Source organism: Gilliamella sp. B3801 (assembly GCF_026536645.1).
Taxonomy (GTDB): Bacteria; Pseudomonadota; Gammaproteobacteria; order Enterobacterales; family Orbaceae; genus Gilliamella; species Gilliamella apicola_I.
This window is the reverse complement of the sequence record NZ_JAFNNR010000003.1, coordinates 221,436-244,085: the sequence shown is the minus strand read 5'-3', so window position 1 is coordinate 244,085 and position 22,650 is coordinate 221,436. Positions and strand designations below refer to the sequence as shown.

Genomic DNA, 22,650 nt, shown 5'->3' with positions numbered 1-22,650 from the left:
ATTGGAAGCATTTTTTTCATGACAAACATAGAAAAGCCCAACAATGTCACATTGTTGAGCTTTAACTAAAATAATTGGAGTTTACTATCGAGAGGCAATATCACTATGACATCTCGCTCCAGACCACTTAATGTGACATAGAAGTTTTAACACCACCTTCTGGTATAGGAACATAAGCGGTTTCTTTATCTGTTCTTTGTTTATTGTTGCGAACTTTAAGGGCGGTTTTAATACCAAAGAAGATAATCGTGTATACCACAAGTAAGAATAAAATACTTAATCCTGCATTGGTATAATTATTGATAATAATATGATGCATATTATCAATTTGTTGAGCAGTTAACTCTTTACTACCTTCAGCAATTTGACGTTTATATTCATTAGCTAAATAGAAGAAGCCTTCTAATTGAGGATTATCACTGAATAATTTTAGACCTAATGCCCATGTTGTACAGATTAACAACCAAATTGCCGGAATGATCGTGACCCAAATGTATTGCGCACGTTTCATTTTAATCAATACGACTGTTGCTAAAATCAGCGCGACAGCAGCTAACATTTGATTAGATATACCGAATAGTGGCCATAAGCTCTTCACACCACCTAATGGGTCAACAACGCCTTGATAGAGGAGATATCCCCATAATCCTACACACCCCAGCGTACCAATAAAGCCGGCGATAAGTGAGTCTGTTTTTTTCAAGAACGGTACAAAATTACCTAATAAATCTTGTAACATAAATCGACCTGAACGTGTTCCTGCATCAAGCGCCGTTAAAATAAATAGGGCTTCAAACAAAATACCGAAATGATACCAAAAGCCCATATTCGCTCCTGGTAATATTTGGTTGAATACATAAGCAATCCCTACCGCTAGCGTTGGTGCACCACCTGCACGATTCAAGACGGACGGTTCACCTATGTCTTTGGCGGTTTGTAGGATTTGCTCAGGAGAGATCACAAAGCCCCATGAACTCACTGTCGCAGCTGCATGAACGGTGACATCTTTTAATTGCGCCATTATCATTGGTGCATCATCAGTCCCCAATTTATGCAAATCAGGCATTGTAATCCCTAATCCTGCTGGCGGAGTATTCATCGCAAAATAGAGACCAGGCTCAATAATTGAAGCTGCTACTAACGCCATTATGGCGACAAATGACTCCATTAACATTGCACCATATCCGATAAAGCGTGCGTCTTTTTCGTTAGCTAATAATTTAGGTGTGGTACCAGAAGAAATAAGCGCATGGAATCCAGAAACCGCACCACAAGCTATCGTAATAAATAAGAATGGAAATAATGATCCCTTCCAAACAGGACCAGTCCCATCAACATATTGTGTTACATCTGGCATTTTTAAATCAGGATTTAATATGACTATTCCTATTGCTAAACCAACAATGACGCCAATTTTCAGAAACGTCGCTAAATAATCACGTGGTGCCAATATTAACCATACAGGTAACATCGCAGAGATAAAGGCATAACCGACTAGCACATAAGTGATCGTTGTGTCTTTAAATGTTAACGCTGGTCCCCAGTAAGGATCGTGAGCAATAACGCCCCCAAACCAAATGGATAATATAAGTAAAACAATACCAATGACTGAGATTTCAAGAACTCGACCGGGTCTTAAAAATCGCATATAGATACCCATAAACAGCGCAATGGGTACGGTTGAACACACCGTGAAAACACCCCAAGGACTTTCTGCTAATGCTTTCACAACAATTAACGCTAAAACCGCTAAAATGATAAGCATAATCAAAAAGCAACCAAATAAGGCAATAGCACCAGGAATTGGCCCCATCTCGCTTTTAATCATTTCACCCAGTGAAGAACCATTACGGCGAGATGAAAGGAAAAGCACCATAAAATCTTGTACGGCGCCAGCAAAAACAACACCAGCAAGTAGCCAAAGTGTACCAGGCAAATAACCAACTTGTGCAGCAAGAACGGGACCAACTAGTGGACCTGCACCAGCTATAGCAGCAAAATGGTGACCAAATAAAACATATTTATTGGTTGGAACATAATTTAGTCCGTCGTTATTAATGACAGCAGGCGTTGCTCGAGTAGGATCTAATCGCATAACCTTATTAGCGATATAAAGGCTATAATATCGATAAGCAACTAAATATACAGATACAGCAGCAGCAACAATCCATAATGCACTGATGTGTTCACCTCGCCGTAATGCAACAACTGCTAGACAGCATGCACCAACAAAAGCAAGAATGACCCAAGGAATATGCTTTAATATTTTATTATTCATAATGATTCTCTTTTTGGGTTTTAAGATTATAAAAACGATACTTAACACCATTAAAATGCTATTTGGCTTGGTGTTTGGATAAATAAAAAACAATTTTTTATTATCTTCCACTATTCCTTACCTATTTTATGGTTTTGAGTATACCTTTGTGACTTATATATCAAGCTTATAGTAAATTTTTGTTGATAAGAATGGTATCGCTATTTAAGCCATAGGTTGAATGGCAACAATGAGTGGTTAAAATCAGTCAATGAGCGGTTTAATAAAATTTACATAAATCGATAATTGAAATCATAATCCTAACATTTCTTTGAGTGATTTTAGATATCGACGACTAACAGGGACTGAAATATCGTTATTTAAAATAATACTTACGCCCGTTGATTCATTAAAGCGAATCTCTTTGAGTTTTTTTAAATTAACTAAGTATTGTCTGTGACATCGAATAAGAGGGGTTTTATCTTCTAATGTCTTTAAAGTTAACTCAGTAAAATATTCATCATTATTTTGATTAAATACATAGATACCACTTATTTTTGAAGCGATATAAAATACATCATCTAAATTTAATAAATAGATACGGTTATGACCAACACAAGGGATATAATCTAAATTTTGATTAACTATATCTAAATGCTTTAGATTATTAGGTAATTGATGTTGATGTAAACGGCATAGTGTTTTATTGAGACGGTCTTGTTCTACCGGTTTAAGTAAATAATCAAAGGCTTGTTCTTCAAAAGCTTTAACGGCAAATTCACTGTATGCAGTTAAAAAGACAATGCTAGGCATCGTCTGGGGATCAAGCATCGATAACATTTCAAACCCATTTATTTTGGGCATATGTATATCTAAAAATACTACGTCAGGTTGTAGGCGGTGTATTTTACTGATTGCTTCCATTGCATTATGACACTCAGCAATAATAGCAACATCGGGATCTTTTTCGAGCAAACAACGTAAATTTTCACGTGCAGGGAGTTCATCATCCACAATAATAACATTTAACATTAACTAATTACATCCTCTTGCAATGGTAGTGATAATATCACTTTCGTATATTCGTCAGGTTGACAGAAAATCGCTAAACCATATCTTTCACCATAACGAATATGAATTCTTTTATCGACTAAATTTAGTCCTAATCCTTTCATATCTTTTTTATTTTCTCGATAATTACCCGCATTATCGATGACTTCTAAATACAATGTTAAATCTTTTGTATAAGCATTTATACTCACTTTTCCTTCACCAATCAATTGGGAAGTACCATGTTTTATGGCATTTTCAACGATTGGTTGCAATGAAAATGCAGGAAGACGAGCATTTTCTAAATCTGCTGGGATATGAATATCAAGCGTGAGTTGATCCATAAAACGCATTTTTTCAATTTGTAAATAAGAATTAACATGCTCTATTTCATCTTTGAGCGTAACTATTTCGTCCGTTCTTTTTAGATTTTTTCGAAAAAAAGTTGATAGATTTTGCACCAGCTCAGATGCTTGCACTTTATCACGCCGAATAACCGCGACTAGCGTATTTAAGGCATTAAATAAGAAATGTGGATTAACTTGAGCGTGTAATAACTTAATTTCGGTTTTAGACAATAATTGTTTGTAATGCTCATTTTGACCCGCTAATATTTGTGCCGATAATAAACTGGCTATCCCTTCCCCTAATGTTCGATTGATTGAACTAAATAAAGTATTTTTTGCCTCATATAATTTGATCGTACCAACAACAGTATTATTTTCACCTCGCAGTGGAATTACCAGCGTTGATCCAAGACGGCAATTTTTATTAATTGAACATTGATACGGTAAATGTGCGCCATCCAGATATTGTACTTCATTTTTTTCAATAGCTTCTAAAGTACTATTTGACGTGATCAGTGTACCCGGTAAATGGTGATCATCTCCAATTCCAATAAAAGCCAAGATTTTTTCTCTGTCTGTAATGGAAACCGCACCAATATCCAACTCTTGATAAATAATTTCTGCCACTTTTGTACTATTTTCTTGATTGAAACCATCACGTAACAGCCCTTCAGTGCTCACTGCAATTTGTAATGCTTTTGCCGAAAAAGCCGAGGTATAGCGTTCGAAAATAGCTCGTCGATCCAATAAAATTCGCATAAACATCGCTGAACCAATACTATTGGCGATAATCATGGGCGCTGCAATACTTTTTACCGCATGTAAAACAGTATCAAAAGGACGTGAAATTAATAATACTAAAATCATTTCAAGCGATTCGACCAATAAACCCAGCACACCGACTAACAAAGGATTATAGATAAGATCAACCCGACCTTTTTTCATTAACGCGTAATGTAATAACCCACTGATTAGCCCAATTAATATAGTCGATAACATACAACTTTCAGCCGTTATTCCCCCCAATGTATAGCGGTGAATTCCCCCTGTCACACCGACTAAAAAACCAACCATAGGACCACCAAGAAGACCACCTAAGATCGCCCCGATAGCACGGGTATTTGCAATAGTATCTTCAATGTGAAGTCCAAAATAGCTCCCCATAATACAAAACAGTGAGAAGATAAAATAGCAAACTAATTTATGCGGTAAATGCACTGTGACTTGCATGAGCGGAATAACAATTGGGGTTTTACTTAGTAAATAGGCAATAACCAAATAAACACACATCTGTTGTAAAAGTTGTAAAATTAGATCGAATTCAAGCATAATTTAAATCTATTAAGCCTATCCCACTAACGAAGGTTAATGGGATAAAAAAGTTTAGTTATTCAATAAAGTAAAAGTTTGTTTGTTTTGTGTAGTTGAATCCGAGCCAATAAACACATTAAATTTACCTGGCTCTGCCACATATTGCATTTTGTCATTCCAAAATTTTAACATTTCAGGCTTAATAATAAAGTGCACTTCTCCTTTTTCATGTGCTTTCAATGTAATGCTCTCAAAGCCTTTTAGTTCTTTAACGGGTCTACTTACCGAAGCAGTCACATCTTGTAAGTAAAGTTGAACGGTTTGAGTACCTTCCCTGTTTCCTGTATTTTCAACTATTGCTGTCACAATAATTTGACCATTTTGTTGCATTTCTGTCGCTGAAAGAGAAAAAGTGATGTTGAAATCAGTATAACTTAGTCCATAGCCAAAAGAGAACAAAGGTTCATTAGGACTGTCCAAATAAGATGTCGTGTATTTCCCCATATTCTCCGTTCCGTGTGGGCGACCTGTGTTTAAATGGCTGTAATAGACAGGTATCTGCCCAACATTACGTGGAAATGACATAGGTAATTTTCCAGACGGATTATAATCGCCAAACAATACATCAGCAATGGCATTACCGCCTTCTGTACCTAAAAACCATGTTTCAAGCATCGCATCGGCTTGTTGAAATTCATCGACTAATGTTAACGGGCGACCATTCATTAAAGCAATAACAAGGGGTTTACCGGTTGCTTTAAGTGCTCGAAGTAATCTTTTTTGACTTTCAGGAAGGGAAATATCTGTTCGACTTGACGACTCATGTGCCATTCCTTGCGCTTCACCAACGAAAGCGACAACAACATCTGCATTTTTCGCTAATTCGACCGCTTCACTAATCATCTTTTCAACAGGTCTGTCATCAAATTTTGCCGTAACTTCGTAAAGATTTAAGAATTTAAATAGTGCGGGATCATCCGAAAGATTAGCACCCAATGCATAACTGACATTTTTGGGGTTGTTTATTGCGTGATTAATGCCTTCCAAGGGAGTCACGGCTAAATTAGCTCGACCTGCACCCGACCAACTCCCTAATATATCGCGTTTGGAGTCTGCTAGTGGACCAATAACCGCAATTTTTTGATCTTTAGATAAAGGTAAAACCTTATTATCATTTTTTAATAACACAATACTGCGTCGTGCCACTTCTCTGGCTTCTTTTCGATGTAATCGATTATCAGCAAACATCGTTTCAATGTCTAAGTTTGGATCTAAATTACGATGAGGGTGACGAAACAATCCCATATCATATTTAAGCGACAACACGTGTCGACATGCATTGTTAATATCATCTTCACTCAATGCCCCTTCTTTGACCAGTTGGGGGATAAATTGAAGGAAATATTCATCATTCATACTAACATCAATACCGGCTTTAATTGCAATGCGAACAGCATCTTTGGCATCACTGGCAACACCATGATTAATTAGTTCCCGAATTGCACCATGATCGCTAATGACTACGCCATTAAAATGCCATTGATGACGTAGCACATCGGTCAAAAGCCAATGATTTGCGGTAGCCGGAACACCATTTACCGTAACCAGCGATACCATAATAGCTTGGCTTCCTGCATCTATTGCCGCTTTGTAGGGAACCAGATATTCTTGAAACATTTTTCGTTCACTCATATCGGTACTATTGTATTCTCGCCCACCTTCAACCGCACCATAAAGCGCAAAGTGTTTAACGGTTGTCACCAACGAATTTTTTTCCGCCAAAGACGGCTTTTGCATTTTTTCAACAAAAATCCGCCCAGCTTCTGAAGTAAGATAAGGATCTTCACCAAAACCTTCAGAAACTCTACCCCATCGTGGGTCTCGGGTAATATCAACCATGGGAGCCCAAGTAATATTAAGTCCATCAGAAGTAGCTTCATCAGCGGAAACTTGTGCGACAAGAGCCATTGCTTGGCGATCCCAAGTAGAGGCAATACCTAAATTGATTGGAAACACAGTGCGATGACCATGCACAATGTCAAATCCTAATAATAACGGGATCTTGTTAGGTGAATTTAAAGCACGATCTTGCATTCGTGACAAGTCAGGCTCGACAACAGTATTAAATATCCCCCCAATTTCGCCAGCTTCAATTTGATCTAAGACTTTATCGAGTGTGAGTTCTCCGCCCACACTGATTAAACGCAATTGTCCAACCTTCTGTTCAATGGTCATTTTTGATAATAGCGCATCAATAAAGGCTTTTTTATCCTCGCTATTTTCATTTTGCGCAAGAATAGAAGAAGAGAAGAGACACATGAATAACAATAAGATTAATTTTTTCATCATTAGGTTCGCTGTCACTGTCGTTGTGAGGATTAAAATAAGAATAGAATAGCTGAATCGCTAAAAAAAATCTCAATCTTTACTAAATTTGTGAAAATCAACTTTATGATAGTATGGTGAAATTTTTTAGTAATAATAAGAAAAAATGAGGATTATGCTAAAATGAAGACCGGATATTCAATAAGCAAACTTGCCGACAACATTATCGGCAAATTTAAGCGTTGTTTAGTCTCGAAAATTGGTAAATTGAAAAGGTTGTCCTAATTCACCATTCTTGACTAAAGCCATTGTCGCTTGTAAATCATCACGAGACTTACCAGTTACACGAACTTGATCACCTTGAACTTGAGCTTGAACTTTAATTTTACTATCTTTAATTAATTTCACTATTTTTTTAGCTAACTCTTTATCAATACCTTGCTTCAGTTTGACAGTGATACTGTAAAGTTTACCGCTATGCTCCAATTCTTCAGGAATGTCTAAAGCACCGCCATCAATACCACGTTTAGCCAATTTATCTCGTAAGATATCAAGAAGTTGCTGAACTTGAAACTCAGATTGACTGGTGGCTTTAATTGTCTCGTTTTTTTCGTTCAATTCAAACGAAGCTTCAACATTTTTAAAATCCCAGCGTGTGGTCAATTCACGTGACGCGTTCTCGACGCCATTTTTCACTTCTGGCATTTGGATTTCTGATACGATATCGAAAGAAGGCATAAACTCTCCTCTTCAAAAGATTAAAAATATAAATAGAATTCTAAGAAAAATACAAAGATATATGCCACTTAGTTAGTGGCATTTTTAAGTGTGATTAAAAAATTAATCGATAGTGCGAAGTAACTCATTGATACCCACTTTTCCTAAAGTTTTGGCATCCACTTTCTTAACAATAACGGCACAATAAAGGCTATATTTACCATCTTTAGTTGGTAAGTTACCGGAAACAACAACAGAACCTGCAGGCACACGACCATAATGAACTTCACCGGTTGCACGATCATAAATTTTGGTACTTTGCCCAATAAATACGCCCATTGAAATAACCGAACCCTCTTCAACTACCACGCCTTCTACAATTTCACTACGGGCACCGATAAAGCAGTTATCTTCAATAATCGTTGGATTTGCTTGTAATGGCTCTAAGACTCCACCAATACCTACACCACCAGACAAATGAACATTTTTACCAATTTGGGCACATGAACCAACTGTAACCCATGTATCAACCATTGTTCCTTCATCAACATAAGCACCAATATTAACATAAGATGGCATTAATACGGTGTTACGAGCGACATAAGCCCCTTTACGCGCAATGGCAGACGGAACAACACGAAAACCCTCTTGCGCAAATCTAGCTTCATCATAGTCAGCAAATTTTAACGGCACTTTATCGTAATAATTAGTTGGACCAGCATTGATCAACTGATTTTCGTTAATACGAAACGAGAGCAATACAGCTTTTTTCAACCATTGATGGGTGACCCACTCACCATTAATTTTTTCAGCGACACGCATTTTTCCGCTATCTAATAGATGAATACATTGATTAATTGCATCACGTGTAACAGCATCTGCATTTGATGGTGTGATTTCCGCACGACGTTCAAATGCGGCGTCAATAATAGTTTGTAATTGTTGCATCTCTTGTTTCCTTTAACTTTTAAGTCCGTTGGCAAATTTAATCAGGATTGACAGTATAATATAATATCTGGCACTTTTTAAGCGGTTTGTCATATCATCTTAATACTGTTTAATAAAAAGGACATTAATTTGTGAAATGTGTTCCAATTTTGACAATAAAAAATCATTATTTGAATGTCATTATTTACTATCATCATATCGCTAATTTAACCAATATGTATGATGCAAAATTCAGGATTTTCTTTATTAGAGTTGATCGTTGTTGTGGGCATTTGTGCCATATTTGCTTCCATTGGTGTAACACAATGGAAAACGTTACAATTTAAAGAAGAATTACTTACCACCACTAAACAATTAACGCATTTTTTTAACGAAGTGCAAATTAACGCATACACTTATAATCATACTTATCATTTCTATCTTTTTTCCTCGCCTTGGTGTTTAGTTGCCAGTAAAGGCGATAAACCCAATTCCTGTATGGAGAGTGAATTACGATATATTAAACCCAACAATTCGGTGGAAATAAGCGGTTTAACCAATAAAAAAATCATTTCCTTTTGGGGACGAAGAAACATGGCACAAACAGCTTCTTTACAACTTCATAATCAGATAGGCGAAACAAAAATTTTTATCTCATTTCGAGGAAGGGTTCGCTTTTGTTATGAGCAAGGTTATCTATCCGGTATGCCTCCATGTTAAAACAATCAGGATTTTCGCTATTTGAAGTATTAATCTGTTTAATGATAGCAAGTTTAATTTTGATTGGCACAAGTCAATGTTATCAACAACTCCAAATGCGGCTAAGTGATGATTATTTAAAATCACATTTACAACAAACAGTTCATCAAGCACTGGCTGGCTTATCTAAAGATATTAAGCGTGCTGGGTTTACGCATCATATTTCTACAGAAATAAAATTTAAACCCATTGAAATTAATGATCGACAAGATTGTATTGTTATTCGTTATGACAGTGGATTAGGTGATAATGGGAGTCGCAACTCTTTATATTCTACTTATTTTGATGTCTTTACTTTTCGCTATCACCAAAATAATCTTGAATACAAACACGCAGCCACAAAATGTGATGGTTTGAATTGGCAACGCCTGTTTGATCCAAATGATGTGAACGTCACACAATTTAGTATCAAGCAACGCAGTCAGACAATTGAAATAAAGTTAACTGCTGAATTAAAAAAACATGCTCATATTCAGTATCACCTTACCAAGATAATCAAAAATGAAAACAGGTAATCGTTTTGTTAACCAATCGGGGTTTAGTGCTATTGTTATGGTGATTATTTTAATGATAATAGGCTTATCTTTATTGTTCGGATTTCATATTTTAGTTGCATCATGGCAAAAAATTGCCATGACAGAAAGACGATACTATCAACAATTTAATACCGCCAGTTCATCATTAAGTTGGGCAATAACCCAACGTTGGCAGCGCCCTAAACCCCATTGGCAATGCCAACATGAGCTAAATTTACAATTAAAAGTTTGTATTAAACAATCGAATTTGAGTCACGATAATGCCATTTTAGTACGAGGAGAAGCTAATGGATTTTTTCTTTATACTTTAGCGCATTTAGACAATGGCAAACTCATCGTTCATAAAGGACAGTGGCTTGATTATTGCCCAGAGAAAAGAAGTCATGATTGTGAATAAACATGCTGGCGGTTTTAGTTTGATTGAAGTATTGATCGCCTCACTACTATTTTCAATCATTCTTTTTAGTTTTATGCAGATGGAAAAAGCCTTATTTCATCAGCGCCATTACATTACCAACAAACTACATGCTGATCAGGTTATCTTCCAATTACTCGATAGCTATCCTGATATTGCCCAACATATTATTCCAACACATTGGACATACCTCGTACAAAATAAAACCTATAATAATCAATGTACACTGGTAATCATAACCGTTACTATACCTAATTATGATAAAAGTGAGCAACAACGATTATTTTGCCAATAACAATTAAATCTTATTTTCGATAAACTCATGCAATGCCATTAACACTTGAGCCGTTTTTTCAGCATGAACATTGTGACCGGCTCCTTCAATAGTTACAATTTTAGCCTGTGGAAATTGCGAAAACAGTGTATCCAAATATTGATCAGCTATGTATGTTGAATTCCCACCACGAATAAATAAAATGGGTTTCATACTGGGCGCGTCTGCTTGCCAATCACTTAAATCAGAATAATTTTTAACAATAATGTTAGCATTAAATAGCCAGTGATCGTTTTTAAATGATTTTAATAAAAAATAGATAGTCGCTGTATTCACACCTTGTTGCTCCATAATATGCATAATCTGTTTTTTATCAGTAATGTGCTGTGAACAACACTTTTCTAATGATTGAATAACATCAAAATTAGGCGACTGTAAATATTTAACGGGTGCAATATCCATGACGACAACTTTCTGTATAATTTCAGGCACAATTCGAATTAATTGCATTGCCACTTTTCCACCCATTGAATGGCCGACAATTATAAGATTTTTCAATTGTAATTCATGACAAAGCTCAGCAACATCATTAGCCATAGCGTCATAATTCATTTCATCTGACCACGGCGAAAGTCCGTGATTACGCAGATCGACCTGAATAGTTTGATAATGCGGAGCAAAATCTTTTGCTAACATATTCAAATTATCCAAGCTACCAAACATACCATGCAAAAATAAAATAGGCTGTCCTTCGCCCTGAATTTTATAGTTTAGTTTCATATTTCCACTCTAATATTTATGTTTAAAATTTATTCCAATAGTTGATAATAATTTAGTGATTAATTCTGTAACAATATAAGCTATAAATGTGTTAGAATTCAGCACTTATTTTCATTATATATTAAGTCATATGTTTCAAAATAACCCATTACTCGCACAATTAAAGCAAGAGCTTCATCAACAAACGCCACGCATTGAAGGCACAGTCCGAGCCCATGAGAAGGGATTCGGTTTTTTAGACGTTGATAACAAAACCAGTTATTTTATACCAATGGCTAAAATGAAAACCGTTTGTCATGGCGACAAAGTTTCTGGAATCGTTGTCAAAAACAACGATAAAGAATCTTTTGAACCTGAAGTATTACTTGAAAGCGCATTAGAATCATTTATTGGAAGAATAGGTTTCCATGACCGTTCAATGGTTATCTATCCAGAAAACATGCCTAGTAGTTTTTCGATCCCCTGCAAAGTAAATAGTCAACTTCCACAAAAATTGAAAGAAAATGACTGGGTCGTTGCAACACTAATTTCACATCCTTTGAACGCAGACAAAAAAAAATTTGTTGCAGCCATTACCGACTTCATCGTTGAAGATGATTCAAAATACAAATTATGGCTTAAAACACTAGCACGTTATAATTTAGAAACAACAGTACCGCAAGCTGATACTTTATCGATTATTCAAAAAGAGCTTGAAAATCGTCAAGATTTAACTGACATCTGTTTTTTTACCATAGATAGTGAAAACACTCAAGATATGGATGATGCGATTTCGGTTAATATGGATGAACAAGGTAATTTTAATCTTCATGTCGCCATTGCCGATCCCACAGCATTTGTCTTGAAAGATAGTGATATTGATAATATTGCAAAAATGAGGAATTTTACGACCTACCTTCCCGATTTCAATATTCCAATGTTACCTAAAGAGTTAGCCGATGATTTATGTTCTTTGCAAGCGAATGTAAAACGCCCGGCAATGGTCTGCAAGCTAAAACTTGATTCATCAGGGAATATCTTATTTGATAGCATCAGTTTTACCTCTGCTTGGATAGAATCGAAAGCCAAACTTGCTTATCACAATGTTTCTGACTTCTTGGAAAACAATGAGCAATTATCTTCAAGTCATTCATCTTTACCCGAACAACTTAATATTTTAGCCAATTTAGCTAAGGTCAGAATAAATTGGCGACAAGAAAATGCACTTGTTTTTAAGGATGTAACCGACTACCGTTTCGTACTTGATGAAAATCGCCAAGTTGAAGCTATCATAAAAGAACCGCGTCGCATCGCTAATCAAATTGTTGAAGAAGTCATGGTGATTGCAAACCAAGCATTAACCACGATGTTAAATGAAAACATTGGTTTTGGTATTTATAATATTCACACCGGTTTTGACACCAAATATCTGGATCAAATATTAAAAATTCTAGCCGACAACGGGATAACTGAGTTTGATAAAACGTCACTAACTTCGTTTGCAGGTTATATAAAACTTCGTCGCATCATTGATAATGATCCGTTTTTAGCCATGCGATTACGAAAATTCCAAAGTCCGGCTGATTTTTCAATTGAACCTCAACCTCATTTTGGATTGGGATTTGACGCTTATGCAACTTGGACATCACCAATTCGTAAATATGGCGATATGGTTAATCATCGTTTATTGAAAGCTTATATGCGCCAGGAAGCGTTAACACCACCGGATACAAATCAACTCAAAACCATGAATGAACGGCGAAAAATGTTAAGATTGGCAGAACGAGATATGGCCGAAAATCTATTTGCTCAATACTTATCAGATAAAATTGGTCAAACATACACAGCTGAAATTGTGGATATCAATCGTGGCGGTGCCAGAGTTCGTCTTACCGATATTGGTGCTTATGCTTTTTTACCTTTATCCATGCTACATTCTGTAAGGGAAGAAATCGTTTCATTACCCGATGAAGGCGTGATTAAAATAAACGATAACATCGGTTATAAACTCACAGATATTATCCCTGTTTCTATCTTTCAAGTAAAAAATGAAAATCAATCAATTATCGTTAAATTAACAAATATTAATGAATAATTAAAAATATGATGCCTTGCAGATTAATGATAATTAATCTTTACCTAATGCTGTAATTATTTAGCATCAAGGCATCATATATTGACAATATCTTAACGATTAAATCCTTTTGTTTCGTGATAAGATCTGATATCTTTCCCAACCTTGTTAAAACATTGCTTTTATAAGATAAATGGGTTATAAAAGTGTCGTTGTTATAGCATTAATCGGTAACATCAAGAGGGATTTATGGTATCAATTCATGGTCATGAAGTTTTACAAATGATGGAAGGGAATAGCTACACAGAATTATCTCTACTGGCAGCTATTGAACAACGATTTGGAAAACATGCTAAATTTCATACTTGCTCTAAAACAGATATGAATGCATCTGAACTGATTGCTTTTTTGAAAGCGAAAGCAAAATTTTCACCTGTAACAAATACACAATTTACAGTTAATATTCAGAAGATCTGTCACCACTAATGATAAAGTTGTAAGTTCTATCACATTTTTTACAAAAAAATACGTTGTTATAAAGTGTTATTATAAAAAAAAGTATATAATTTTTTTAATAATAGCTATATAGCATCCTATTGAATTATAACTCAAGAATAAGTTCATGGAATTTTATATATGAAAATAAGTAATATTTTAACATGTGCCATTGTTGCTATTCTTGTTTCAAGTTGCGCACTTCGATCTGATTTGTCACAGAAAAAAGCTGAAGGGAATACTGAAACAGATCAATTATTGGCTTTACAAAATAAAACTGAATATAACAATCCCTATGTTGTTAGTGCAAAAAATCAACTAGCTCAATTAATTGGCAACAAAAATTTTAATAACTATGTTATTAAGCGAGGATTGCTAACGTGTAAAAATGATAATAATTCAGCCTTTTGTGTTTTAAATTTTTATTTGACTGAATATTATAAGCTGAAATCTGATCTGCAACTCAAAAAAATAACTGAAGAAAACGAAGCTGAGCGTCAAATTGAACTGAATAAAATCAAGGCATCTCGCAGCAATATCAAAAATTATTGTGATCTTTCTGCTGATTTTGTCTCGGCAATTTATACAAAAGATACAACCAAGATTGCCAACTACTATCAACCCTTATTTAAAATGTCTGAGCAAGATATGTCAGCACTCTATTCTAAAATCAATAAAGATAATTATGCTCACTTTTTGATTGACCAAAACCCAAGTATTATTTTAGAAATGAAAAACGATTATGTTGAAAAGTGTTTAGGCAATCCAAAAGATAATATTATTAATTATTTCAATATATTTAGATAAACCCAATGTGAGTATTTTATGCACAATTTATTGCCAAACAGCCAATTTTATAAAACAGTCACATGCAAAATATTTTGCGTGTGTGCTGTTTCGTTAATTAGCTTTTCTTCTTGGGCATTTTCGTATGAGGATGTGATAAACAAAGCTAAAGACTTGTCAAAAAAAGCTTATCAGCAACCATCCAAAAATATCCCGAGTGAACTTGCATCATTACAATTTGCAGACTATCAGAAAATTCAATTTAATCATCAAAAAGCTTATTGGAATGATGAAGATACTCGTTTTAAACTTGAGTTTTATCATGAAGGTATGTATTTCGATACCCCCGTTAAGATTAATGAGGTCGTCAATAATCACGCTCAAGAAATAAAATATGATCCTAGTTATTTTGACCTTAGTCAGATTCACTTAGATAAATTAGATACTAAAAATTTAGGCTTTGCGGGATTTAAAGTACATTATCCTATCAATTCGCCAACCAAAACCGATGATGAAGTTTTTACTGCACTCGGTGGTAGTTACTTTCGGGCAATAGGTAAAAACCAAATCTATGGTCTTTCAGCGAGAGGGCTTGCTATCGATACAGGTGAAATATCGGGAGAAGAGTTTCCTCGTTTTAAAGAATTTTGGATAGAAAGACCCGAACCGAATCAGAAACATTTAGTGATTTATGCGCTTCTTGATTCATCTAGTGTAACAGGTGCATACAAAATAACGTTAATCCCAAGTGTTGATACCACTGTCACGGTTGAAGCTAAAGTGTTCTTCCGTACATCAGTAAAAAAACTTGGTGTTGCACCCTTAACCAGTATGTTTTTATACGGGCCAAATCAACCTTCGCCAATTTTGAATTATCGCCCTGCAATGCATGATTCCAATGGGTTATCCATTTTAACCAACAATAATGAATGGATTTGGCGTCCGTTAAACAATCCTAAGCGTCTGTCGTTTTCATCTTATAGCTTGGAAAACCCTAAACAATTTGGCTTGATTCAACGTGATAATGGTTTTCAAGATTACCAAGACCTTGACGACCATTATGAGCAAAGACCAAGTGTTTGGACAGAAATTCTTGGCGATTGGCAAAAAGGTCGTGTGGAACTCGTTGAAATACCGACCGCCGATGAAACTAACGATAATATCGTAACGTTCTGGGTTCCGAAAAAACAGTACAATGCTGGTGATGTTCTTGATATTAGCTATCGATTACACTATACGTTAAATGATCAGCAACGTTATCCAAGTAATGTTGCCAGAGCAGTTAGTACGCGTTTATCGCTAGGCGATATCAAACAGGCAAATCTAATTCGTAAACTTGATGGTTCTAATGCTTACGTCATTGATTTTGCAGGACCTCAATTATCCAATAAAATACCTGTTAAGGTGATTTCAAGTATCACCAATGGATCGATTGTTAGCACAGACTCACAATATAATTCGGTCACGAAAGGATGGCGTGTCATTGTAAGGTTTAATGTTGAAGATAACAAAAAAGCCACTGATATTCGTATTCAATTAGCTTCTGAGAAAACTAACGAAATTTTATCCGAAACATGGAGTGGTCAATACCCTGCACAATAGTGATAATCCTATGAAAAATGATTACTTTTCACATCTTTCTGACGCCGATAACTGGTGTCAGAAATCAAATGAACAGGAAATGCCTTCTGATGATGTGGCATTTTTGAAGTATCGCTTGCATCAAATTAGTGATACTTGTGATTTTAATGATGACAGAAAGCAACAACCTACCTATCCAGGCATTGAGCGTGTAGCAATCCAACCTCAAATTTGGAATAAACCTTTCAAAGCAAAATCCAAGCCAAATAGAAGTTTTATTGCCACAATTCGGCGTTTGATCATGTTTTTGTTGATTGCCATTCAAACTTATTTAGGCACAAATTATTTATCTTCTTTGCTACCCTATCAAAGTTGGGACAAAATTAATTTTATGGCTAATTGGCAGCTAAATCCTGAACTGGCAATTTATAACGTAATTCCCTATATTATTCAAGGAATTATAATAGTCCTCTTTGCTATCTTGTTTTGTTGGATCTCAATTGGTTTTTGGACAAGTATTATGGGATTAATTTTGGCGGTCATAGGTAAAGATCGATTCACCCTACCGATTCCAACTGATCCTGCATCCCATATTGACAATACGCATCGCACTGCTTTAGTTATGCCAATTTGTAATGAAGATGTGGCACGTGTGTTTGCCGGATTAGAAGCAACTTACCAATCACTCGTCGAAACCGGTCATGCCGCATGTTGTGACTTTTACATTTTAAGTGATACCAATGATCCCGATCTTTATGTTAATGAACTGAAAGCTTGGGCTGATTTCAATGCTAAAAAAGCCGATAACGGCTGTCAAATTTTTTACCGTCACCGCAAACGCCGCGTAAAACGTAAAAGTGGTAACATCGATGATTTTTGTCGTCGTTGGGGTCATTTATATGAATATATGATGATTCTTGATGCAGACAGTATTATGACTGGCGACTGTATTTTAAAAATGATTGCCATGATGGAAATGACACCTAATGCAGGTATTTTGCAATCCCCTCCGAAGTCAGTCAGAATGAAAACACTCTATGGGCGTATTCAACAATTCGCTAATCAAATATATAGTGATATATTTTGTTCAGGTACTCACTTTTGGCAATTGGGTGAAGCACAATATTGGGGACATAATGCGATGATTCGTTTAAAACCCTTTATTGAACACTGTATTTTATCGCCTTTACAAAAACGTAAAGGGCCTCTTCATATATTGTCACATGATCTTGTCGAAGCGACATTAATGCGACGGGCTGGTTATGGAGTTTGGATTGCTTATAATCTTAATGGTAGCTATGAAGAGCTTCCTGGCAACATGATTGAAGATCTTAAACGAGATAATCGCTGGTGTATGGGAAATTTAATCAATTTAAGATTAATCTTTAAAAGTGGAATTACCTTCACCCACCGCATTATGTTTTTGACCAGTGGTATGGCTTATATATCGTCACTTTTATGGTTGGTCTTTTTAATCTTTTCTACATTATTATTATTGGTATTTAACATTTCAGAACCACAATATTTTTACCAATCCAATCAATTTTATCCTACTTGGCCTAAATGGGATGAACAGTTAGCAATAAGACTATTATCGACAACGTTAATATTATTATTTGCGCCAAAATTTTTTAGCTACGGTATTATCATTGCCAAAACCAGAGCAAAAGACGTAGGTGGAATTTTTAAATTAACCTTATCTATCCTTATTGAAATGATATGGTCGATGATTTTAGCCCCTATCCGCATGATATTTCATAGTAAATTTGTGGTAAAAGCATGGTTGGGTAGTAAAATCCAGTGGAAATCCCCTTCACGAAATGATGACGCGTTAACATGGGGCGAGTCATTCTATTTTTGCTGGCCACTGTCAATATTAGGCATTATTTGGTTAGCGATAATAATTTGGCTCAACCCGCAATTTACCTATTGGTACATTGCAATCCTGATACCGTTAACTATTTCTCCATTGGTTATTCGTGTTTCGGGTCTTTCTAGTGTGGGAATCAAAGCTCAAAAAGCAGGTTTATTTTTAACCCCTGAAGAAACGCATCCAACTCGTGCCGTCACATTGACAGACGATTATTTACAACAAACCGAGGCTGCTTTTGTGCAACATGGCTTTATTATGGCACTTGTAGATCCGGTTTATAATGCGCTGGCATGTGCATTATCTACTTCACGTCATTTAGCGAATGAAAAAAATCAATTAGTACGTGACGAATTAGTTCATCACTATTTACACACAGATCTTGAAAAAATTACTAAAGAACAACAATTGGCAATTTTAGAAGATCCTTTCATCCTTTCTCAATTGCATCGCCATATTTGGCTGCAACAAGAAAAATACGACAATTTGTTCCAATTATGGCAAAATGAGCGTCAATAGTAATTTATAGGGCTTTAGCCCTATTTCTTTTTTATGAATTATCAACCCTCATGGATTTTTTTATGACTTGGCAACCTTCTGCATCTATCACTAACCTTCTTAAGCGCGCAAAAATCGTTTCTCAAGTAAGACAATTCTTTGCTGACCGATGTATTTTAGAAGTTGAAACTCCAACTTTAAGCCAATATGCTGTCACGGATGTGCATTTAAGTTCCTTTGATACCACTTTTTATAAACCAGGCGAATTTGAACTATCTCAAGGACAAAAAATGACGCTCATTACCAGTCCTGAATACCATATGAAACGCTTACTGGCTGCGGGCAGTGGTCCTATTTATCAAATCTGTAAATCCTTTCGTAATCATGAAGAAGTGAGTCGAATTCACAATCCCGAGTTTACTATGCTTGAATGGTATCGAATTCAATTTGATATGATGCAAATGATCAACGAAGTCGACGATCTATTACAATACGTCTTAGATTGTGAGTCTGCTGAAAGGATTTCATACCAAAAAGCTTTTCAACGTCATTTAAATATCGACCCGCTCGAAGCAGATCACCAAACATTAATTACTGCCGCAAATCAACTCAACATGGGTATAAAAACTGAAGATTATGATCGAGATTCATTATTACAGTGCTTGTTTACCTTAGGCGTTGAACCGCATATCGGGAAAGATAGACCCATAGCTGTCTTTAATTTTCCTGCTTCTCAAGCAGCATTAGCCACTATCAGTTCCGAAGATCATCGCGTTGCAAGTCGTTTTGAGTTCTATTATAAAGGTGTAGAACTTGCCAATGGATTTAAAGAACTGACAAATGCGCAAGAACAAAAGCTACGATTTGAACAAAATAATCTGGATCGCACCAAATTAAACTTACCACAACAAAATATTGATGTTGAATTATTAGCAGCAATGGAAGCAGGATTGCCTGATTGTGCAGGCGTTGCGGTAGGATTAGATCGCCTAATCATGCTAGCGCTTGAGTCTCAAAGCTTAGCTGATGTGGTATCATTTACTTTTGAAAGGGCTTAATTATGCTTGCTGCGTTGGGATTAATTGATTGGATTGCAATTATTTTTTGTTGTGTATCCTTAATTTTATTAATAATCGTTTTTAAGTACCAATTAACGAGCCATAATCTCAAACAATTATTTGATATTCAATTGTCACAGAAAAAAGAGGAATTGCAGACTCTTGTCAAACAAGTCATGCAGTTAGAAAATGAACTTAATGCGTATCGACAACAACACGTTGCTCAAAATATGAAAATTAGCGAACTGAAAACTCGCTTAGAAGAAACGCTTAATTCTGCGCATGAACGTCAAACTATTCTTGAACAAAGCGAGCAACGTCTTACAACCCAATTTGAAAACTTAGCTAATCGCATATTTGAACACAGTGGTAAAAAAATTGAACAACAAAATAAACAAAGTTTAGATTTTTTATTGTCACCACTTAAAGAGCAGTTAGAAGGCTTTAAAAAACAAGTTCAAGATAGTTTTGGTCAAGAAGCGAAAGAGCGTCATACACTGACACACGAAATTCGTAATTTGCAGCAACTCAATGAGCTTATGACTAAAGAAGCGATTAATCTTACTAATGCCTTAAAAGGAAATAATAAAACTCAAGGAAATTGGGGTGAATTTATCCTCAGTCAAATTTTGGATAATTCTGGATTACGTTTAGGTTATGAATATGAAACACAAGTAAATCTAACCAATGACGATAATCGACGATTACAGCCTGATGTCATTGTACATTTACCTCAAGGTGGTGATGTTGTGATTGATTCAAAAGTCACCCTTGTTGCTTATGAGCGCTATTTTAATGGCGAAGATGAGGTCATCAAAGCTAAAGCCATGTCAGACCACTTGATAGCAGTCCGTAATCATCTTAAACAACTTAGCCAAAAAGACTATCATAAACTTATCGGCATTAATTCGTTAGATTATATTCTGATGTTTATTCCCGTCGAACCCGCTTTTTTATGTGCCATAGATCAGGATCCCTCATTAATCAATGAGGCACTAAAAAATAATATTATGATAGTCAGTCCAACCACGCTTTTAGTGGCACTGCGAACTATTCATAATCTATGGCGATTTGAATATCAAAATCGCAATGCCGAATTAATTGCCGATAGAGCAAGTAAGCTTTATGATAAAGTCCGTGGTTTTGTTGAGGATATGGAAAATTTGGGTAACTGTTTAGATAAAGCACAACAAACATTTCAAAATTCAATGAATAAATTGGCTAAAGGACGAGGTAACGTCATTGGTCAAATTGAAAAATTTCGGGAATTAGGTGTTGAAGTTAAAAAACCGATCGATCCTGATCTTGCTTTAGTGTCACTAGATGAATTGGAGCAGAAACAAGAGACTATTTCAAATAATCACGGTAAGTAGGTATTGTATTGATAATGAAGAACGTCAGGCATTGAAGATCGCTAAATGCTAGAATATACAGATAAAGTGTCATTCACCATTCTTAAAATAACGTGTATACTCACTGAGTAAAAAGAGGATTACCTTATGCCCAAAAAAACGACTAAAGAACCGAGTTTTGAAGAAACACTGAAACAGCTTGAAACTATCGTCACACATTTAGAAAATGGTGACCTACCCCTAGATGAAGCATTGAATGAATTTGAAAAAGGGGTCAAGCTTGCCAGAGCGGGTCAAAAACAGTTAAAACAAGCGGAGCAACGGATACAAATTTTATTATCTGAAAATAGTGAAGCTGAATTGTCAGATTTTTTAGTGGATGATGATGAATAACTTAAAAACGTTGCAAGATCGTATTGATGCTTTTTTAACATCGTATTTATCAGAAAAATCGGCATCGACTTTGCAACAAGCTATGAGTTACAGTTTACTTGCTGGTGGTAAGCGAATACGCCCTATTTTAGTCTATTTAACAGGTCAAATGTTTGGTTGTCCACTTGCTAATTTGGACGAACCGGCAGCCGCAATTGAATCGATCCATACCTATTCGCTTATTCATGATGACCTACCTGCTATGGATAATGATGATTTACGGCGAGGTAAACCTACTTGCCATATTCAATTTAATGAAGCACAGGCTATCTTAGCCGGAGACGCATTACAATCATTAGCATTTACATTATTAGCTGAAAGCCAATTCATCGATGATCAAGCCAAAATTAGAATGATAACCGAACTGGCACAAGCAAGTGGTTTAGATGGGATGTGTTTAGGACAATCACTTGATTTACAAGCTGAACACCAATCGATATCACTTGAGCATTTACAAAAAATTCACTGCTACAAAACTGGCGCTTTGATAAAAGCAGCGATACGCTTAGGCGCCTATGCGAGCGGTAATCAAGCTATCCCTTATTATGCTAATTTAGATCATTATGCAAAGGCAATTGGACTTGCTTTTCAAATTCAAGATGACATTTTAGATATTATTGGCGAACAAGCCATTATGGGAAAACCACAAGGTTCAGATATTGCGCATGAAAAAAGCACTTATCCGGCCTTAATGGGATTAAAAAATGCGCAACAGTTGACACAACAACTTTGTCAACAAGCTATCGATAGTGTGAAGCAAATACCTTATAATAGTAAGCCATTACAAGACCTTGCTAGTTATATTATTAATCGTAATAGTTAACACA

20 protein-coding genes are annotated in these 22,650 nt (G+C 35.7%); 13 read left to right on the top strand and 7 right to left on the bottom strand.

Annotated features, from left to right (window positions below; genetic code table 11):
* Positions 1 to 127: 127 nt before the first annotated feature.
* The 6 genes from J3U14_RS03910 to dapD form a co-directional block, all read right to left on the bottom strand.
* On the bottom strand, positions 128 to 2,278 hold the full coding sequence (locus J3U14_RS03910; protein WP_411589998.1) for a carbon starvation CstA family protein: 2,151 nt from the start codon (positions 2,276 to 2,278) through the stop codon (positions 128 to 130).
* Between the two features lie 291 nt (positions 2,279 to 2,569).
* Positions 2,570 to 3,289: a two-component system response regulator BtsR gene (btsR, locus tag J3U14_RS03905; RefSeq protein ID WP_267350528.1), complete on the bottom strand. Its 720-nt coding sequence runs from the start codon at positions 3,287 to 3,289 to the stop codon at positions 2,570 to 2,572.
* The gene (locus J3U14_RS03900; RefSeq protein WP_267350530.1) at positions 3,289 to 4,983 is read right to left on the bottom strand and encodes a sensor histidine kinase; all 1,695 of its coding nucleotides are present in this window, start codon (positions 4,981 to 4,983) and stop codon (positions 3,289 to 3,291) included. Before J3U14_RS03900 ends, btsR begins: the two co-directional genes overlap by 1 nt.
* A gap of 54 nt (positions 4,984 to 5,037) precedes the next feature.
* Positions 5,038 to 7,311 carry a beta-glucosidase BglX gene (bglX, locus tag J3U14_RS03895; protein ID WP_416380136.1) on the bottom strand — a complete coding sequence of 758 codons (2,274 nt, stop codon included), beginning with the start codon at positions 7,309 to 7,311 and terminating at the stop codon, positions 5,038 to 5,040.
* A 225-nt stretch (positions 7,312 to 7,536) separates the two neighbouring features.
* Positions 7,537 to 8,028 (bottom strand): YajQ family cyclic di-GMP-binding protein, encoded by a 492-nt coding sequence (locus J3U14_RS03890; protein WP_267350533.1) that lies wholly within the window; start codon positions 8,026 to 8,028, stop codon positions 7,537 to 7,539.
* Positions 8,029 to 8,130: 102 nt separating this feature from the next.
* Positions 8,131 to 8,955, bottom strand: coding sequence for a 2,3,4,5-tetrahydropyridine-2,6-dicarboxylate N-succinyltransferase (gene dapD, locus J3U14_RS03885; protein WP_267350535.1), 825 nt, complete (start codon positions 8,953 to 8,955; stop codon positions 8,131 to 8,133).
* A 219-nt stretch (positions 8,956 to 9,174) separates the two neighbouring features.
* Here dapD and J3U14_RS03880 point away from each other — a divergent pair, with 219 nt between their 5' ends.
* Genes J3U14_RS03880 through J3U14_RS03865 form a run of 4 tightly spaced genes read left to right on the top strand, consistent with a single transcriptional unit; the run spans position 9,175 to position 10,939 of the window.
* Positions 9,175 to 9,654: a prepilin-type N-terminal cleavage/methylation domain-containing protein gene (locus J3U14_RS03880; RefSeq protein WP_267350537.1), complete on the top strand. Its 480-nt coding sequence runs from the start codon at positions 9,175 to 9,177 to the stop codon at positions 9,652 to 9,654.
* Positions 9,648 to 10,208 (top strand): prepilin peptidase-dependent protein, encoded by a 561-nt coding sequence (locus J3U14_RS03875; protein WP_267350539.1) that lies wholly within the window; start codon positions 9,648 to 9,650, stop codon positions 10,206 to 10,208. The genes J3U14_RS03880 and J3U14_RS03875 overlap by 7 nt, the downstream gene beginning before the upstream one ends.
* On the top strand, positions 10,195 to 10,626 hold the full coding sequence (locus J3U14_RS03870) for a DUF2509 family protein (protein ID WP_267350541.1): 432 nt from the start codon (positions 10,195 to 10,197) through the stop codon (positions 10,624 to 10,626). The genes J3U14_RS03875 and J3U14_RS03870 overlap by 14 nt, the downstream gene beginning before the upstream one ends.
* Positions 10,613 to 10,939, top strand: coding sequence for a type IV pilus modification PilV family protein (locus J3U14_RS03865; protein WP_267350543.1), 327 nt, complete (start codon positions 10,613 to 10,615; stop codon positions 10,937 to 10,939). The genes J3U14_RS03870 and J3U14_RS03865 overlap by 14 nt, the downstream gene beginning before the upstream one ends.
* A 3-nt stretch (positions 10,940 to 10,942) precedes the next feature.
* Here the strand turns inward: J3U14_RS03865 and J3U14_RS03860 are convergent, their stop codons facing one another.
* Positions 10,943 to 11,698, bottom strand: coding sequence for an alpha/beta fold hydrolase (locus tag J3U14_RS03860; protein WP_267350545.1), 756 nt, complete (start codon positions 11,696 to 11,698; stop codon positions 10,943 to 10,945).
* A 130-nt stretch (positions 11,699 to 11,828) separates the two neighbouring features.
* Between J3U14_RS03860 and J3U14_RS03855 the strand changes: the two genes are divergently transcribed.
* The 9 genes from J3U14_RS03855 to ispA all read left to right on the top strand — a co-directional run bounded on the left by J3U14_RS03855 (position 11,829) and on the right by ispA (position 22,646).
* A complete protein-coding gene (locus J3U14_RS03855) occupies positions 11,829 to 13,772 on the top strand; it encodes an exoribonuclease II (RefSeq protein ID WP_267350547.1) in 1,944 nt (647 codons plus the stop codon).
* Positions 13,773 to 14,000: 228 nt separating this feature from the next.
* Positions 14,001 to 14,237, top strand: coding sequence for a YecH family metal-binding protein (locus J3U14_RS03850; RefSeq protein WP_065559551.1), 237 nt, complete (start codon positions 14,001 to 14,003; stop codon positions 14,235 to 14,237).
* A 150-nt stretch (positions 14,238 to 14,387) separates the two neighbouring features.
* Positions 14,388 to 15,053, top strand: coding sequence for a hypothetical protein (locus J3U14_RS03845; RefSeq protein WP_267350549.1), 666 nt, complete (start codon positions 14,388 to 14,390; stop codon positions 15,051 to 15,053).
* Positions 15,054 to 15,071: 18 nt separating this feature from the next.
* Positions 15,072 to 16,634, top strand: a complete 1,563-nt coding sequence (locus tag J3U14_RS03840) for a glucan biosynthesis protein G (RefSeq protein ID WP_267350551.1) — start codon at positions 15,072 to 15,074, stop codon at positions 16,632 to 16,634.
* 10 nt (positions 16,635 to 16,644) lie between these two features.
* The gene (mdoH, locus tag J3U14_RS03835) at positions 16,645 to 19,002 is read left to right on the top strand and encodes a glucans biosynthesis glucosyltransferase MdoH (protein ID WP_267350553.1); all 2,358 of its coding nucleotides are present in this window, start codon (positions 16,645 to 16,647) and stop codon (positions 19,000 to 19,002) included.
* 62 nt (positions 19,003 to 19,064) lie between these two features.
* Positions 19,065 to 20,039, top strand: coding sequence for an elongation factor P--(R)-beta-lysine ligase (epmA, locus tag J3U14_RS03830; protein ID WP_267350554.1), 975 nt, complete (start codon positions 19,065 to 19,067; stop codon positions 20,037 to 20,039).
* 2 nt (positions 20,040 to 20,041) lie between these two features.
* A complete protein-coding gene (rmuC, locus tag J3U14_RS03825; protein ID WP_267350556.1) occupies positions 20,042 to 21,412 on the top strand; it encodes a DNA recombination protein RmuC in 1,371 nt (456 codons plus the stop codon).
* A 126-nt stretch (positions 21,413 to 21,538) separates the two neighbouring features.
* Positions 21,539 to 21,784 carry an exodeoxyribonuclease VII small subunit gene (gene xseB / locus J3U14_RS03820; protein ID WP_267350558.1) on the top strand — a complete coding sequence of 82 codons (246 nt, stop codon included), beginning with the start codon at positions 21,539 to 21,541 and terminating at the stop codon, positions 21,782 to 21,784.
* Entirely contained in the window at positions 21,774 to 22,646 is an 873-nt protein-coding gene (gene ispA / locus J3U14_RS03815; protein ID WP_416380135.1) for a (2E,6E)-farnesyl diphosphate synthase, read from the top strand. Before xseB ends, ispA begins: the two co-directional genes overlap by 11 nt.
* Positions 22,647 to 22,650: the final 4 nt, after the last annotated feature.